This window comes from Pseudomonas tremae (genome assembly GCF_001401155.1).
In the GTDB taxonomy this organism is placed as follows: Bacteria; Pseudomonadota; Gammaproteobacteria; order Pseudomonadales; family Pseudomonadaceae; genus Aquipseudomonas; species Aquipseudomonas tremae.
Map to the genome: position 1 here is coordinate 51,388 of NZ_LJRO01000482.1, position 14,233 is coordinate 65,620.

Sequence of the window (14,233 nt, forward strand, 5' to 3'; positions counted from 1 at the left end):
GCCCTACCAACTTTCCAGAAAGGATTACGAACATGGCAGTAAGTCTGAGTAAAGGCGGCAACGTTTCCCTCTCCAAGGAAGCACCTGGTCTGACGGAAATCACCGTAGGTTTGGGCTGGGATCCTCGCGTGACCGATGGCACCGAGTTCGATCTGGACGCGTCTATCTTCATCGTTGGCGAAAATGGCAAAGTGCTGGATGACAACAGCTTCATTTTCTACAACAACAAGAAATCGACTGACGGTTCGGTTGAGCACCTGGGCGACAATCGTTCGGGCGCTGGCGAAGGCGACGATGAGTCGGTTACCGTCAAGCTCACCGGTCTGGCCGCTGCGGTCAAGAAGCTGGTTTTCGCAGTTACCATTCACTCGGCTGAAGAGCGCAAGCAAAGCTTTGGTCAGGTTTCGAACGCTTACATTCGCGTTGTGAACAAGGCTGACGGCAAGGAAATCGCTCGTTACGACCTGTCGGAAGATGCGTCCACCGAAACTGCGATGATCTTCGGCGAGCTGTACCGCAACGGCGAAGAGTTCAAGTTCAAGGCCATCGGCCAAGGCTTTGCAGGCGGCCTGAAGCCGTTGGCAGAAGCACACGGCGTATCGATCGGCTAAACCCGAGCAACGCCCGATAAGAAACCCCGTCAGCAATGGCGGGGTTTTTTTATTGGGCTACCTGGCTATCTTTCCAGGAATGCAGTTCACGACGCTCCGCGTCGCAAGAGGACGCAGAGCGCCCAGAAAGGCATGCCAACGCAGAGCATTGGCACGATGGTCACGAAACGTTGCGCACGCTCAATGCTCTACAAAATCCCGGCAGTCTTGGCCGCTTTCAGCCAATCCGGAAACTCTTCCATCAGCAGGTCGTAGAGTTTCTCTTCCGGGATTTCATCCAGACGGTCCAGTGCGAAAAAATTGCAGTTGTCGACAACGCGACCGCCCATGTCGTCGAGCTTTTCCAGAATCCCGTAACCGCGACCGCCCATCCCCACGAACTGCCAGAAGATCGGCAACTTCGCAGCTTCGATCATCAGCCTGGTTATTTCGCGATCCTGATGCACGCCGCCGTCGCTGATGAACAGGATATAGATCGGCGTTTTGTCACCCGACTTTTTGTAGTAGTCGATGACCATGCGCATCGCCTTCGGCTCATCATTGATACGTGCGCCCAGTTCCCAGTCTTTCCAGCCGCCATGATCGGTCTTGATGAAGTCCTGAAAGTTGGCCAGCGTGACCGCATTCAATTGCTGCGGTTTTGCACCAAACGCCCAGCAATCCAGCGCACCGTCGTCGTCGAAATGCACGGCGAGGGGGATGAGTCTATCAACCACTTCCTGTACGTGGCCGCGAGTGTATTGCGGGTTCATCGAACCCGATGCATCCAGCACCAGGCCCACGCGAGCCTTGGTGTCGGTCAGTTTGGCTTTCTCCAGGCTGACCTGAGCCTTTTTCGCCAGGCTGATCAGCTGCGGCGCGGCGTCGGCAATTTTCTTTTCCAGCGAAATGCGAGCGGGCGCCGGTGGCGGCGTATCGGCCACCTCACCACCAAAATGCACCACCAGCGCATCCAGCCCGGCGTTGTAGCCCTGCAGGTTGGAAGCAAAACGCCACTCGCCGTTCTTGCGGTAGATGTCAGCGACCATGATGGCTTTTTCGGCGCTGAAGGTTGCGCCCGAAAACTCGCCACGGGCCACTTCGCGGCCCTGATGCTGAATACTGAAGTGACTTGCCTGGATATCACTCATCACGCCCGCGCCATCAATGGAGGCCGTGAACACCAAGCGATCAATGAACGCTGGCAGGCTGGCAAGCGATAGCTGGAAGTCCCCGCCGTTCACCTGTCTCACGCCGTTGCACGGGCTGGTCGGCTGATTGAAGAAAATCATGTAGCGGTCGTCCGACAGCTTGCCATTGGCATCGACACCGAAACAGACGTAATCCACCACATGGGCGGACTGGATGACGATCGACAGCGTGAGGTCAGAGCCCTGAATAAGTGTGGAAAGCGGGATGCGTTGACCTTGGGTAATCTGCATGTCTCTTCCTTGGCAGTGAGGCAGGCGCGCGGCCTGTGGTCGAGTAACTAAGTCAGGAGATCAGCGTTCGCTTCTGCCCACGCCAGCGGGGCCCGCTGCCAGCATGCGGCCAGCCAGTCGTGAGAAGGGCAGGCTTTGCAGCCATACGGTGCCTGGGCCGGTAAGCCTGGCGAAAAATACGCCCTCGCCGCCGAACAGCATTGATTTGATACCTCCGCCGACCATGCGGATATCGTAGTCGACCGTCTGGGTCATGGCCGCCAGACAGCCGGTATCGACGTCCAGAGCTTCACCGGCAGCCAGCTCGATCTTGCGCACCGTGCCGCCCATGTGAACGAACACCCAGCCGTCACCCTCAAGCTTCTGCAGGATGAAACCTTCGCCGCCAAACAGACCGGTAAGAATCTTCTTCTGAAACTGGATGCCGATGGACACGCCCTTTGCGCCAGCCAGAAAACTGTCTTTCTGACAGATCAACTTGCCGCCGAAGTCGCGCAGGTTCAGAGGCAGAATGGTGCCGGGGTAGGGCGCAGCGAAAGCGACGCGTCCCTTGCCCGAGCCTTGCTGGGAAAATACCGTGGTGAACAGGCTTTCACCGGTCAGCATGCGTTTCCCGGCGCCGAATAAAGAGCCCAGCAGGCCTGAGGACTGATTGCTGCCGTCACCGAAGATGGTTTCCATCTGCACGTCGCAGGTTTTGTACATCATCGCGCCAGCTTCGGCGACAGCACTTTCACCGGGGTCTAGCTCCAATTCGACGAACTGGGTCTCCGATCCGTACAACTTGAAATCCACGCCGTCGGTAGCCTGCGCCAAGCCAAAGCCGCCCGATGTGTTCGGGTCCGGCGTGAACGAGGGACGCCTGCTCGGGGACGAGGACGAGGGTGGGGACGGGTTGGCGGTGGGCACCGGATTGGCGTGTGCGGGCAGGCCGGAGGGTTTCGGCTGGATCATTTCCGGCGTTGGTGCCGGAAACGGCGTCACGCCGTCCTTCTTCATGGCACGCACTTGAGGGACCTGATAAATCGGTTGCCAGTCAGGCATGCCCTGCTGCCAGCACCAGGCGCCGGGTGATTCACGTGCGATCAGGCGCGCGGCGTCGGCATCCATCGGGCCAAGTTGCTTGCCCGCATTCATCACAAACCACTGTTCCAAAGCGTCTTCTCCCGAGTGAATCGTGATAGTCGTCGTGGGCGTTGCCGTCAGAGGCTCAGGCGCATGGAAAGGTCCACGGCCTTCACATCCTTGGTCATGGCCCCGATGGAAATGTAGTCCACGCCGGTCTCGGCAATTACCCGCAGAGTATCGTCGTTGATACCGCCGCTGGCTTCCAGGCTGGCACGGCCAGCAGTCAGGCGCACAGCCTCGCGCATGTCAGCCAGGCTCAACTCGTCCAGCATGATGATATTGGCCCCGGCATCCAGCGCCTGCTGGAGTTCGCTCAGGCTTTCCACTTCTATTTCTACCGGTTTGCCTGGGGCGATCCGGTGCGCTGCCTCCACTGCCTGGGCAATGCCGCCACAGGCCGCGATATGGTTTTCCTTGATCAGAAACGCGTCATACAGACCAATGCGGTGGTTGTGGCAGCCGCCGCAGGTGACGGCGTATTTCTGCGCCAGACGCAGGCCCGGCAGTGTCTTGCGGGTGTCCAGCAGTTTGACCTGAGTGCCCTCCACAAGATCGGCGAAGTGTTGCGCGCGGGTGGCAACGCCCGACAGCATTTGCAGAAAATTGAGGGCACTGCGCTCGCCGGTCAGCAGCGAGCGGGCAGGGCCTTCAAGGTGAAAAAGGGCCTGGTTCGGGTTGACCCGATCGCCATCGATCACTTGCCAGTGCACAGCCACCCGAGGGTCCAGCTGGCGGAAAACGGCATCCACCCAGGCTGTACCGGCGATAACCGCTGCGTCGCGCGAGATGATCGTGGCTTTGGCCAACCGTTCTGCGGGAATCAATTGCGCGGTGATATCGCCGCTGCCGACATCCTCAAGCAATGCGCGACGAACATTGGCTTCGATCTCGGCGGTCAGGTCGGCAATTCGTACATTCGGCATAGCGGGCTCCACTTCAAGGTCGTCCGAGTATAAGGCAGTGCAACTGTCTAACCCACCGGGCATATAGCATGGCCGCGCATTCGGAACATGCAGTTGGTCGGTTAGGCAAATTCGTTTGCGATGGAACGCGAAAGCCGCGGTCTATCGCTGCACGTAAATGCCGTGTCGCCTGCATTCGACAGGACGTGAAAAAGTCTTACTGGCGTTATTGGCAAGTTTTGAAACATAATCCGCCTTGTAATTGACGTCATAGGTTTGACTCTCCGCAAGGTCGAGGGAGTCTTTTTACAAGGCGAGGTCTGCAAGCCGCGTTTGTGAAGGGATTCAGATAATTTCCTGTCAGGGGGTGTAATGCCGAACGACGAAAAAGTAGTGCCGTTGAGCAAATTGCTCCCTGCCCAAGGTGCAAGTGCGCCTTTGGCCCGGCTGCCCGTTGTGTTGTTGCAGGTTCGCGACCGTGCGGCCCAACAGCTCAAGGATGGCCTGCAGGCGCTGTTTGATAACGCCGACGACACACTGTTCGAGATGGCAGACCGCGCCCGCAACAACTCCGAACAAAACCTTTTTTTTGAAGCCATGCGCGACTTGCGCCTCAAGCGCAAAAGCATCGAGCGCGGTTTTCTCGACAAATTCTACGAGTCCTTTCTGGCCTTGGGTCAGTACCAGATTCACGAGCCTGTGCTGCCTGCTGCCGTGTCGTTCGACAAACTGGCGCTGGTGCATAACGATGAGCTGGAGAAGACCGTAGCCGTCGATGCCATGGTCGCCAAGGTCATGAGCCGTGACAGCCTCGCGCTGGGGCAACTGACCGCGCGCCTGAATGTGTTGGTCCCGCAGGCCATTGCCGAAGACAGCAACCCGTTGGGGCCGGCGATGCTGTGCCGCTTCTTTCTCGAGGGCGGGCGCAGTCTGGGCGTCGAGATCAAGGTCAAGCTGATCATCCTCAAGCTGTTCGAGAAATACGTCCTTTCCAACACTGACCACTTGTACAGCGAAGCTAATCAGCTACTGATTGCCACGGGCGTCCTGCCGGACATGAAGTCATTGCCGGCGCGCCGCGCATCTGACCGTGCAACGCCTGGGCACCGTGCAGCCGAGCTGTCCGATCCGGTATTGAACCAGGCGGCCGACAAGCTCGACAAAGGTGTGCAGGAAGTCTTTTCGGCGTTGCAGGAGTTGCTTCTGCACGTTCGTGGCAATCTTGCTCCGCGCCACGAGCCCAACGCCGAAGTGCGTCCGATCTCCAGCAAGGATTTGCTGCGGCTGCTCTCGCACCTGCAGCAATACGTGCCCTCCCAAGAGGCCGACGACGAGTTCGATCTGCGTAATCAACTGGAGCAACTGCTGACCCGGGTCAACGTCAAGACCGGTAAGTCCCGAGTGGTCGGTGTCGGCGATGAGGACGTGATCAACCTGATCGCCATGCTCTTTGAGTTCATTCTCGACGATCGAAACCTGACTCCGTCCTTGCGCGCCCTGATCGGGCGTCTGCAGATTCCGATGCTCAAGGTGGCGGTGCTCGACAAGAGCTTCTTCAGTCGCGGCAGCCATCCTGCCCGCCGCCTGCTCAATGAAATTGCCACTGCGGCGTTGGGTTGGGGCGGTCGCGACGACTATCAGCGGGACTCGCTTTACCAGCGGGTAGAGCAGATCGTGCAGCGCCTGCTGAATGATTTCGTCGATGACCCGGCTATTTTCTCCGAACTGCTGGCCGACTTCCTGGCCTTCACCAGTGACGAACGCCGTCGCAGCGAACTGCTTGAGCAGCGTACCCGCGACGCCGAGGAAGGCCGCGCACGCGCCGAGCTTGCCCGGCATCAGGTGCAGCACGAGTTGAATGAACGGCTGTTGGGCAAGACGTTGCCTGAAGCCGTCGTGCGCCTGCTGCAGGAGGCCTGGAGCAAGGTGTTGCTGTTGACCTGTCTGAAGCACGGCAATGAGTCTGCCGAGTGGCAAGCCGGGCTGAAGACGATGGATGAGTTGATCTGGAGCGTCGAGCAACATGACGACCCGCAGGCCTTGCAGCAGTTGCTTGAGCTGGTGCCGGGGCTGCTCAAGTCGCTGCGTGACGGATTGACCAGTGCTGCATTCGATCCGTTCGCTACCAGCGAGTTCTTCAGCCAGCTCGAGTCGTTGCACGTTCAGGCTTTTCAGCATTTCTCGCGCTTGCAGGACGGCACAGCTGATTCTGCACAGGGCGACACGCTGGCGTCGGATGCTGACGTCGCTGGCGGGCCATCGATGATGGCCGTTGTTGAAGAAATCGTCCTGATTTCTCCCGAAGAACAGATGCTCAACGAGCCGGTCGTGCAGTTGCCTGACGACGACGCCGGCCTGCAAATGGTCGATAAGCTGCGGGTTGGGGGCTGGGTTGAAATTCAGGAAGACGAAGAACACAAGCTGCGCTGCAAGCTGACCGCCATTGTCGAGCCGAGCGGTCGCTATGTGTTCGTCAATCGCACGGGCATGAAGGTTCTGGAGAAGACGCGTTTGGGCCTTGCCGTTGAGTTTCGCCGCGGTGCCATTCGCATTCTGGACGACGCCTTGCTGTTTGACCGCGCGTTGGAATCAGTGATCAGCAACCTGCGAAAACTCAAGGGCGCGTGATCCCGGCCCCGGTTTACCGGGGGCATGCGAGGCGTGGCGCGCAGTTTCTTGTGCTCCGCGTCGTAACGTCGAGGTGTCAAACAGGCATTTCCTACGTCGCGAGTCCGTGCCTGAACCGCCACATCGGCCCCTGTCACAGGCATAATCAGCGCTACTTACTACCCCTGCTCAAGGAGCGCTCATGCAACTGGACTCCGCAAGCGGTTGGTGTGACGGCGTGCAGCATTGCCCGTCGCCCAACTTTAATGCGCGACCCGAAGGCGACATCTCGTTGCTGGTTATCCATAACATCAGCCTGCCGCCCGCACAGTTCAAGACCGGCAAGGTGCAGGCCTTCTTTCAGAACCAGCTGGATGCCACCGAGCATCCCTACTTTTCGGGGATTGCCGATCTGCGCGTTTCGGCGCATTTTCTGATTGAACGTGATGGCGAGGTCATTCAGTTCGTCTCTTGTCTTGATCGCGCATGGCATGCCGGTGTTTCCTGTTTCGAGGGCCGTGAGGGGTGTAACGACTTCTCCATCGGCATCGAGCTTGAGGGCACTGACGAGCAGCCGTTCACTGATGCGCAATACGAAGCCCTGATAGCCCTGACGCGTCAGCTGCGCCAGGCTTTCGTGGCAATTACGCCCGAGCGTATCTGTGGTCATAGCGACATAGCGCCCGGACGCAAGACAGATCCCGGGCCCTGTTTCGATTGGGGCCGGTTTCAAGCGGCTTTGCTGGATTGAGGTAAGGGAGGAACAATGAGTTTTCTGGTGCTATTGCTGGCAGTTCTTGTCGAAAAGTTTTCCGCCCTGCGCCAGCGTGTGCAGCGCGACGGACCGTGGCTCAGCGAGCTGGCGAAGCTCGAGGCGGGCCAGCGAACAGCGTCCCGTCCCTGGCTGATGCTGGCGTTGCTGGTACTGGTGCCGGTGTTGCTGCTGCATCTTGTTCTGACCATCGTGGGCTCGGTTGCCTATGGCTGGCTGGTGTTACCTATCCATTTGCTGGTGCTGATCTACAGCCTGGGCCGGGTCGATCTGATTGCCGTGCTTGGTCCGTTTCGTGACGCCTGCCGACGTGGCGATGCACAGGCAGCGGTGCATGTGGCCGAGCGCGACATGGGCGTGCAGGCCGACGACAGCGAACAATTGCTGCATGGCGTGCAGGGTTACATGCTCTGGCAGGCGTTTCAGAGCTTCTTCGCAGTAATCTTCTGGTATTTCGTGCTTGGGCCGGTCGCCGCGCTGGCTTACCGTTTGCTGGCGCTTGCAGCCGAAAATGGCCGGACTCCCGAGCTGGTCGAGCGGGCAGGGCAACTGCGCCATGCATTCGAATGGGTGCCGGTCAGGCTGCTGGCTGCCAGCTTTGCGCTGGTGGGCAATTTCGTTGCGGTAAGCCGGGTGATGCTGCACGAGCTGCTCAACTGGAACATCAGCGCTGCCCAGCTCATTACGCGTGTCGGGTGCGCCGCCAGTGAGGTTCCGCCTCCGGTCATCGGGCCTGAAGGCGTTACCAGCCTCGACATGCTCTGGGAGCTGCTGGTTCGCTCGGCAATCGTCTGGTACGCAGGGTTTGCACTGTGGACCTTGCTGCTCTGATTCGGCTCAGTCACCGGCCTGTCGAGGCCAGTCAAAAAGCGCGCAGGCGTTCTCTGTAGTCGCCTCGGCGAGGCGCTGCGGGCTGATGTTCATCAACGCCGCGAGTGCCTGGCAAATGTCGGGCAAGTGTTGCGGGCTGTTGCGCTGGTTGGGATACATGGCGGGCGCCATGTCCGGTGAGTCGGTTTCCAGTACCACGCTGTCCAGCGGCAGGTCGGCGATGACGCGGTGCATACGCAGCGCCTGCGGCCATGTTGCCGCCCCGCCAAGACCCAGCTTAAACCCCAGTTTTATGTATTCACGAGCCTCTTCCCTGCTGCCCGCAAAGGCATGGACGATACCGCCGCGCTTGAGCTTGTAACGTTTCAGGGTGGCGATCACGTCGGCATGGCTGCGGCGCACGTGCAGCAACGCGGGCAAGTTGAAGTCCGATGCCAGCCCGAGCTGTGCTTCGAAAATTGCCTGCTGACGCACTTTGTCCGGGTTTTTGACATAGTAATCCAGCCCGATCTCGCCCACCGCGCACAGCTGCGGATGGCCCTTCAGGCGGGTCAGCCATTCGCCCAGCTCGATCAGGTGTCCGCTGCGGTGCTCATCGATATACACCGGGTGCAGCCCGAAGGCCGCGTACAGCGCCGGACGCGATTCGGTCAATGCCCACAGGCGCTGCCAGTTACGCTGATAGACCCCAAGCACCACCATGCGCTGCACGCCGAGTGAGCTGCAGTGCTCCAGTACCTGATTTCGGTCGTCATCGAAGTCCGAAAAATCCAGGTGGGTATGGGTGTCGATCAGCGTCATGTTCATGGCGCGTGGATACGCTGCTTGAAGGCACGCGCGATCGCATGGACGCCTGGCTGGTAGTCATCCTTCTCGATGGCTGCCAAGGCCAGCTGCAGGGCCTTGTCGGCGATCAGCTGGTGTTGCTGAGCCATCGCATTGACCGGTAGCGGCAGAAAATCGAGCAGTTGCGTGTCACCGAAGGTACCAAGGTGCAATGAAGTCGATTGCAGCGCCTGGCTTTGCAGCACATCGAACACGCCTTGCAGCAATACATAAGAGGTGGTGATCAGCGCATCGGGGAAATGCCCTTGCCGTTGCAGCATTTCGGTCATCAGGCGCTGGCCACACTGGCGGCTGAAGGCCTCTGCATGTTCGATGATCCTGGCGCCGGAAAACCCTTCGAGGGCGTCTTCGAAGCCGGCAGCACGTGCCCGGCTGATACTTAGTTCAGGACGTGCGCTGATCAAGGCAATGTGCTTTGGGTGGGTCTGTAGCAGGCTGCGGGTCAGTTGCAGGCTGGCATCGTGGTCGTCGCTGACTACCGAGCAGAAAAACTCCGGGTTCATTTCCCGGTCGATGGCGATGATAGGCGTGCCCTTGATCTGCAGGGCACGATAGCTTTCGTCGCTGGCGGGCAGGCAACTGGCGACCAGCAGTGCGTCGCAGCGTCGCGCTCTGAATAACTGCAACAGCTGCAGTTCGCTGGCGGGATCATCATCGGAACTGGCTATCAGCAATTGATAGCCCAAGCTGCGTGCGCCTTGCTCGAGCAGCTTGGCAATGCGTGCATAGCTGGGGTTTTCCAGATCCGGCAGGATGAAGCCCAGGGTTTTGCTGTGTCGACTGCGCAGCCCCGCGGCTTGCGGATTAGGCCGGAAATCATGTTGCTCGACGACGGCTTTCACACGCTCGACCGTTGCGGGGCTGATACGTTGTTGTTCGGCTTTGCCATTGATCACGTAACTGGCGGTCGTGACAGAAACACCTGCCAGACGTGCAATATCGCTTAGTTTCACCCCGGAATTCCTTCAGTCAGGCAAGCGGTTCAGAACATTGGAATTATTTTTGCTGTGATACTGATCTTTACACCAGACCGTGGGAAATTCCCAACTGCTTCAAGTATTTTGGGACTTGTCCTACAGGATCGAGCCGGCCGGGCTTCAATGAACCCGCAGAATCGAGTAACGTGCCGGGCAATTATAGATTAAACGATTCAGCATGCCCGTTGTCTGCTGCAATCGAGGTGAAAAGGATGTCCGATAGGATAGTTGATCGGTGTCACTATCATCCCCCTAAGCTGTCGGTCCTATGATCGTCATTAAAACAAGAATCAGGTGGCGCCTTGGCGCTGCACAGGAGTCAAGGCAATGCTCGAACTCACTCTGGAGCAAATATCCATGGCCCAGTCGGCTGTGGATAAAACTGCCGCACTTAAGCTGATTGCCGACCACCTGGTCGCTGATGGCCTGGTCGCCGAGGGCTACCTTACCGGTCTGATGAACCGTGAGCAGCAAGGCTCGACCTTTCTCGGCCAGGGCATCGCCATCCCGCATGGCACTCCCGAAACCCGCGACCTGGTGGCCACCACCGGCGTGCGCCTGATGCAGTTCCCCGAAGGGGTGGATTGGGGCGACGGGCAGATGGTCTATCTGGCAATAGGTATTGCCGCCAAGTCCGACGAGCACTTGCGTTTGCTGCAGTTGCTGACCCGCGCGCTGGGTGAAGAAGACCTGGGCCAGGCACTGCGTGAAGCGCAGACCCCGGAAGACTTGCTCAAGCTGTTGCAGGGCGCGCCTCAGGAACTGGCGCTCGACGCGCAGATGATCAGTCTGGGCGTATCGGCCGACGATTTTGAAGAACTGGTCTGGCGCGGCGCACGGCTGTTGCGCAAGGCCGACTGCGTGAGCAACGGTTTTGCTGCCGTGCTGCAACAGGTCGAGGCGCTGTCGCTGGGTGATGGCCTGTGGTGGTTGCACAGCGAACAGACCGTCAAGCGTCCCGGTCTCGCCTTTGTGACCCCGGACAAGCCTATCCGTTATCTCGGCCAGCCGCTGACCGGTCTGTTCTGTCTTGCCAGCCTCGGCGAGGCACACCAGGCTTTGCTTGAGCGGCTTTGTCTGCTGCTGATCGAAGGTCGTGGCCACGAGCTGGGCCATGCCACCAATAGCCGCGTGGTGCTGGAAGCGCTGGGCGGCGAGTTGCCTGCCGAGTGGCCGACCCGACAGGTTCAACTGGCGAACGCTCACGGCCTGCATGCCCGCCCTGCGAAGATTCTGGCGCAACTGGCCAAGGAGTTCGACGGCGAAATCCGTATGCGCGTGCTGGAAACCGGCGAAGCCGCCGTGTCTGCCAAGAGCCTGAGCAAGCTGCTCAGCCTCGGAGCGCGCCGCGGTCAGACGCTGGAGTTCATTGCCGAGCCAAGTATTGCTGACGATGCCTTACCCGCATTGATTGAGGCGGTGGAGCAGGGGCTTGGCGAAGAAGTCGAGCCTTTGCCTGCCGTTTCCGCACCGCAGGCTGCGCCAGCACCCGCTGCTGCCGCCAAACCCTTGAACGCACCCGCTGCCGGCAGTGTGTTGCAAGCTGTACCGGCATCGCCGGGTATTGCCATTGGCCCGGCGCATGTTCAAGTACTGCAGACGTTCGATTATCCCCCGCAGGGCGAATCGGTTGCTGCCGAACGTGAGCGCCTGCACAAAGCGATTGGCGAAGTTCGCAGCGACATCGAAAACCTGATTCAGCGCAGCAAGTCCAAGGCCATTCGTGAAATCTTCATCACCCACCAGGAGATGCTTGAGGACCCGGAACTGACCAGCGAAGTCGAGCAGCGTCTGAACAACGACGAAAGTGCAGCCGCTGCGTGGGCCACTGTGATCGAAACTGCCGCCGTCCAGCAGGAACAATTGCAGGACGCCCTGCTGGCCGAGCGCGCGGCCGACCTGCGAGACGTAGGCCGGCGCGTGCTGGCGCAGATCTGTGGCGTTGAAACCGTTGCCGCTCCTGACGAACCCTACATTCTGGTGATGGACGAAGTCGGCCCGTCCGACGTTGCCCGTCTGGACCCGGCGCAGGTAGCCGGCATTCTTACCGCTCGCGGCGGTGCCACTGCGCACAGCGCCATTGTCGCGCGTGCGCTTGGTATCCCTGCGCTGGTCGGTGCCGGTGATGAAGTGCTGCTGCTCAAGCCAGGCACTGTGCTGCTACTCGACAGTCAGCGTGGACGCCTGACGGTGGCGCCTGACGAAGCCACCTTGCAGCGCGCCGTTGCGGATCGCGATGCCCGCGAAGTGCGCCTCAAGGCCGCTGCGCAGGCGCGCATGGAGCCCGCAGTGACACGTGATGGCCACGCCGTCGAAGTGTTCGCCAACATTGGCGACAGCACTGGCACGCCAGCCGCAGTAGAGCAGGGCGCCGAAGGTGTCGGCCTGCTGCGTACCGAATTGCTGTTCATGGCCCACTCTCAGGCGCCTGACGAGGCAACCCAAGAAGCCGAATATCGCCGCGTTCTGACCGATCTTGGCGGTCGCCCGCTGGTGGTGCGCACGCTGGACGTCGGCGGTGACAAGCCGTTGCCTTACTGGCCTATCGCCAAGGAAGAGAATCCGTTCCTCGGCGTGCGCGGCATTCGCCTGACTCTGCAACGCCCGGACGTGATGGAAAGCCAGCTGCGCGCGCTGTTGCGTTCGGCAGAAAGCGGCCCTTTGCGCATCATGTTCCCGATGATCGGCACCCTTGAAGAATGGCGTCAGGCGCGGGACATGACCGAGCGACTGCGCAAGGAAATCCCCGTCAGCGACCTGCAACTGGGGATCATGATCGAAGTGCCTTCAGCCGCGCTGATTGCACCGGTCCTGGCCAAGGAAGTGGATTTCTTCAGCATCGGCACCAATGACCTGACGCAATACACGCTGGCGATCGACCGCGGCCACCCGACCCTGTCGGCCCAGGCAGACGGGTTGCACCCTTCGGTGCTGCAACTGATCGACATGACCGTCCGCGCCGCACATGCCAATGGCAAGTGGGTGGGCGTGTGTGGCGAACTGGCTGCCGACCCTGTGGCCGTTCCGGTGCTGGTAGGGCTGGGCGTGGATGAATTAAGTGTGTCGGCGCGCAGCATCGGCGAGGTCAAGGCCTGTGTACGTGAACTGACCCTGAGCACTGCTCGGCAACTGGCGCAAAATGCGCTGACGGCGGGCAGCGCCGCCGAAGTCCGCGCGCTTGTGGAGGCTTTGTAATGGCGAAGATTCTTACCCTGACCATGAACCCGGCGCTGGACCTGACTGTGCAGTTGGGACAACTGGAGCTGGGCCAGGTCAACCGCAGCAACGCAATGCTCACCCACGCAGCGGGCAAGGGACTCAATGTGGCGCAGGTGCTGGCCGACCTTGGCCATGACCTGACCGTTGCGGGTTTTCTGGGCATCGACAATCAGCAGTCGTTCGAAGCGTTGTTCGAGCGCCGCAACTTTGTCGACGAGTTCGTCCGTGTGCCTGGGGAAACCCGCAGCAACATCAAGCTGGCCGAGGGCAGTGGCCGCATCACCGATCTTAATGGCCCGGGTCCGCAGGTCAGCGAAGAGGCGCAGCAGGCTCTGTTTGCGCGAGTCCAGCAGATCGCAGCAGGTTTCGACGTGGTGGTGGTTGCCGGCAGTCTGCCGCGCGGTGTCACGCCGGAGTGGCTGCAGAAGTTGCTGCTGATGCTCAAGGGCCTTGGTCTCAAGGTGGCGCTGGACACCAGCGGGCTGGCCTTGCGAGCCGGCCTGGAGGCAGGCCCCTGGCTGATCAAACCCAATACCGAAGAGCTGGCCGATGCGCTCGACGCGCCGATCATCTCCATCGCCGCTCAGGCCGAGGCTGCTGCGCGTCTGCACGCTCAGGGCATCGAGCATGTGGTGATCTCCCAAGGTTCCGAAGGGGTGCACTGGTTCAGTCCGAACCTGGCACTGCATTCATTGCCGCCCAAGGTCACAGTGGCCAGTACCGTAGGTGCTGGCGACTCGCTGCTGGCGGGCATGGTGCATGGCCTTATCGGCGGCCATGATCCGCAAAAGACGCTGCGCACCGCCACGGCGATTGCCGCGATGGCCGTGACTCAGATCGGTTTCGGCATCACTGATGCCGCACAACTCAAACGGCTTGAAGGCGGCGTCACTGTACGCAGCCTTTCAGAACAATAAGA

The 14,233-nt window shown here is 60.1% G+C and carries 11 protein-coding genes; 6 read left to right on the plus strand and 5 right to left on the minus strand.

The genetic code is table 11. The features are described from left to right. The first annotated feature begins 32 nt into the window (after positions 1-32). Positions 33-611: a TerD family protein gene (locus ALO43_RS26590; RefSeq protein WP_005895687.1), complete on the plus strand. Its 579-nt coding sequence runs from the start codon at positions 33-35 to the stop codon at positions 609-611. 188 nt (positions 612-799) lie between these two features. Here ALO43_RS26590 and ALO43_RS26595 read toward each other — a convergent pair whose 3' ends face one another. The 3 genes from ALO43_RS26595 to nadC are packed head-to-tail and all read right to left on the minus strand — an operon-like array spanning position 800 to position 4,083. Then, a complete protein-coding gene (locus ALO43_RS26595; protein ID WP_054998410.1) occupies positions 800-2,032 on the minus strand; it encodes a VWA domain-containing protein in 1,233 nt (410 codons plus the stop codon). A gap of 60 nt (positions 2,033-2,092) precedes the next feature. After that, positions 2,093-3,187, minus strand: a complete 1,095-nt coding sequence (locus ALO43_RS26600; protein WP_005895690.1) for a TIGR00266 family protein — start codon at positions 3,185-3,187, stop codon at positions 2,093-2,095. 47 nt (positions 3,188-3,234) lie between these two features. Further along, positions 3,235-4,083: a carboxylating nicotinate-nucleotide diphosphorylase gene (gene nadC, locus ALO43_RS26605; RefSeq protein WP_005895692.1), complete on the minus strand. Its 849-nt coding sequence runs from the start codon at positions 4,081-4,083 to the stop codon at positions 3,235-3,237. 351 nt (positions 4,084-4,434) lie between these two features. On the opposite strand from nadC, the gene ALO43_RS26610 reads away from it, so the two are divergent. From ALO43_RS26610 to ampE, 3 genes are all read left to right on the plus strand, one after another. Continuing rightward, positions 4,435-6,690 carry a DUF1631 domain-containing protein gene (locus ALO43_RS26610; protein ID WP_024690392.1) on the plus strand — a complete coding sequence of 752 codons (2,256 nt, stop codon included), beginning with the start codon at positions 4,435-4,437 and terminating at the stop codon, positions 6,688-6,690. A 181-nt stretch (positions 6,691-6,871) separates the two neighbouring features. Further along, positions 6,872-7,420 carry a 1,6-anhydro-N-acetylmuramyl-L-alanine amidase AmpD gene (ampD, locus tag ALO43_RS26615; RefSeq protein ID WP_005895698.1) on the plus strand — a complete coding sequence of 183 codons (549 nt, stop codon included), beginning with the start codon at positions 6,872-6,874 and terminating at the stop codon, positions 7,418-7,420. Between the two features lie 15 nt (positions 7,421-7,435). Beyond that, entirely contained in the window at positions 7,436-8,272 is an 837-nt protein-coding gene (gene ampE, locus ALO43_RS26620) for a regulatory signaling modulator protein AmpE (protein WP_005895701.1), read from the plus strand. A gap of 6 nt (positions 8,273-8,278) precedes the next feature. Here ampE and ALO43_RS26625 read toward each other — a convergent pair whose 3' ends face one another. Both ALO43_RS26625 and cra read right to left on the minus strand, forming a co-directional pair. Further along, positions 8,279-9,079 (minus strand): TatD family hydrolase, encoded by an 801-nt coding sequence (locus ALO43_RS26625; protein ID WP_053481429.1) that lies wholly within the window; start codon positions 9,077-9,079, stop codon positions 8,279-8,281. Then, positions 9,076-10,071 (minus strand): catabolite repressor/activator, encoded by a 996-nt coding sequence (cra, locus tag ALO43_RS26630; RefSeq protein ID WP_005895707.1) that lies wholly within the window; start codon positions 10,069-10,071, stop codon positions 9,076-9,078. Before cra ends, ALO43_RS26625 begins: the two co-directional genes overlap by 4 nt. A gap of 351 nt (positions 10,072-10,422) precedes the next feature. Here cra and ptsP point away from each other — a divergent pair, with 351 nt between their 5' ends. Both ptsP and pfkB read left to right on the plus strand, forming a co-directional pair. Further along, positions 10,423-13,290, plus strand: coding sequence for a phosphoenolpyruvate--protein phosphotransferase (ptsP, locus tag ALO43_RS26635; protein ID WP_005895709.1), 2,868 nt, complete (start codon positions 10,423-10,425; stop codon positions 13,288-13,290). Continuing rightward, positions 13,290-14,231 (plus strand): 1-phosphofructokinase, encoded by a 942-nt coding sequence (pfkB, locus tag ALO43_RS26640; RefSeq protein ID WP_005895712.1) that lies wholly within the window; start codon positions 13,290-13,292, stop codon positions 14,229-14,231. Before ptsP ends, pfkB begins: the two co-directional genes overlap by 1 nt. Positions 14,232-14,233: the final 2 nt, after the last annotated feature.

Bases quoted from the DNA above. Each gene is read 5' to 3' on its own strand.
- ALO43_RS26610 (WP_024690392.1), top strand. From the start codon at position 4,435: ATGCCGAACGACGAAAAAGTAGTGCCGTTGAGCAAATTGCTCCCTGCC.
- ALO43_RS26625 (WP_053481429.1), bottom strand. From the start codon at position 9,079: ATGAACATGACGCTGATCGACACCCATACCCACCTGGATTTTTCGGAC.
- pfkB (WP_005895712.1), top strand. From the start codon at position 13,290: ATGGCGAAGATTCTTACCCTGACCATGAACCCGGCGCTGGACCTGACT.
- ALO43_RS26595 (WP_054998410.1), bottom strand. From the start codon at position 2,032: ATGCAGATTACCCAAGGTCAACGCATCCCGCTTTCCACACTTATTCAG.
- ampD (WP_005895698.1), top strand. From the start codon at position 6,872: ATGCAACTGGACTCCGCAAGCGGTTGGTGTGACGGCGTGCAGCATTGC.
- ampE (WP_005895701.1), top strand. From the start codon at position 7,436: ATGAGTTTTCTGGTGCTATTGCTGGCAGTTCTTGTCGAAAAGTTTTCC.
- ptsP (WP_005895709.1), top strand. From the start codon at position 10,423: ATGCTCGAACTCACTCTGGAGCAAATATCCATGGCCCAGTCGGCTGTG.
- ALO43_RS26590 (WP_005895687.1), top strand. From the start codon at position 33: ATGGCAGTAAGTCTGAGTAAAGGCGGCAACGTTTCCCTCTCCAAGGAA.
- nadC (WP_005895692.1), bottom strand. From the start codon at position 4,083: ATGCCGAATGTACGAATTGCCGACCTGACCGCCGAGATCGAAGCCAAT.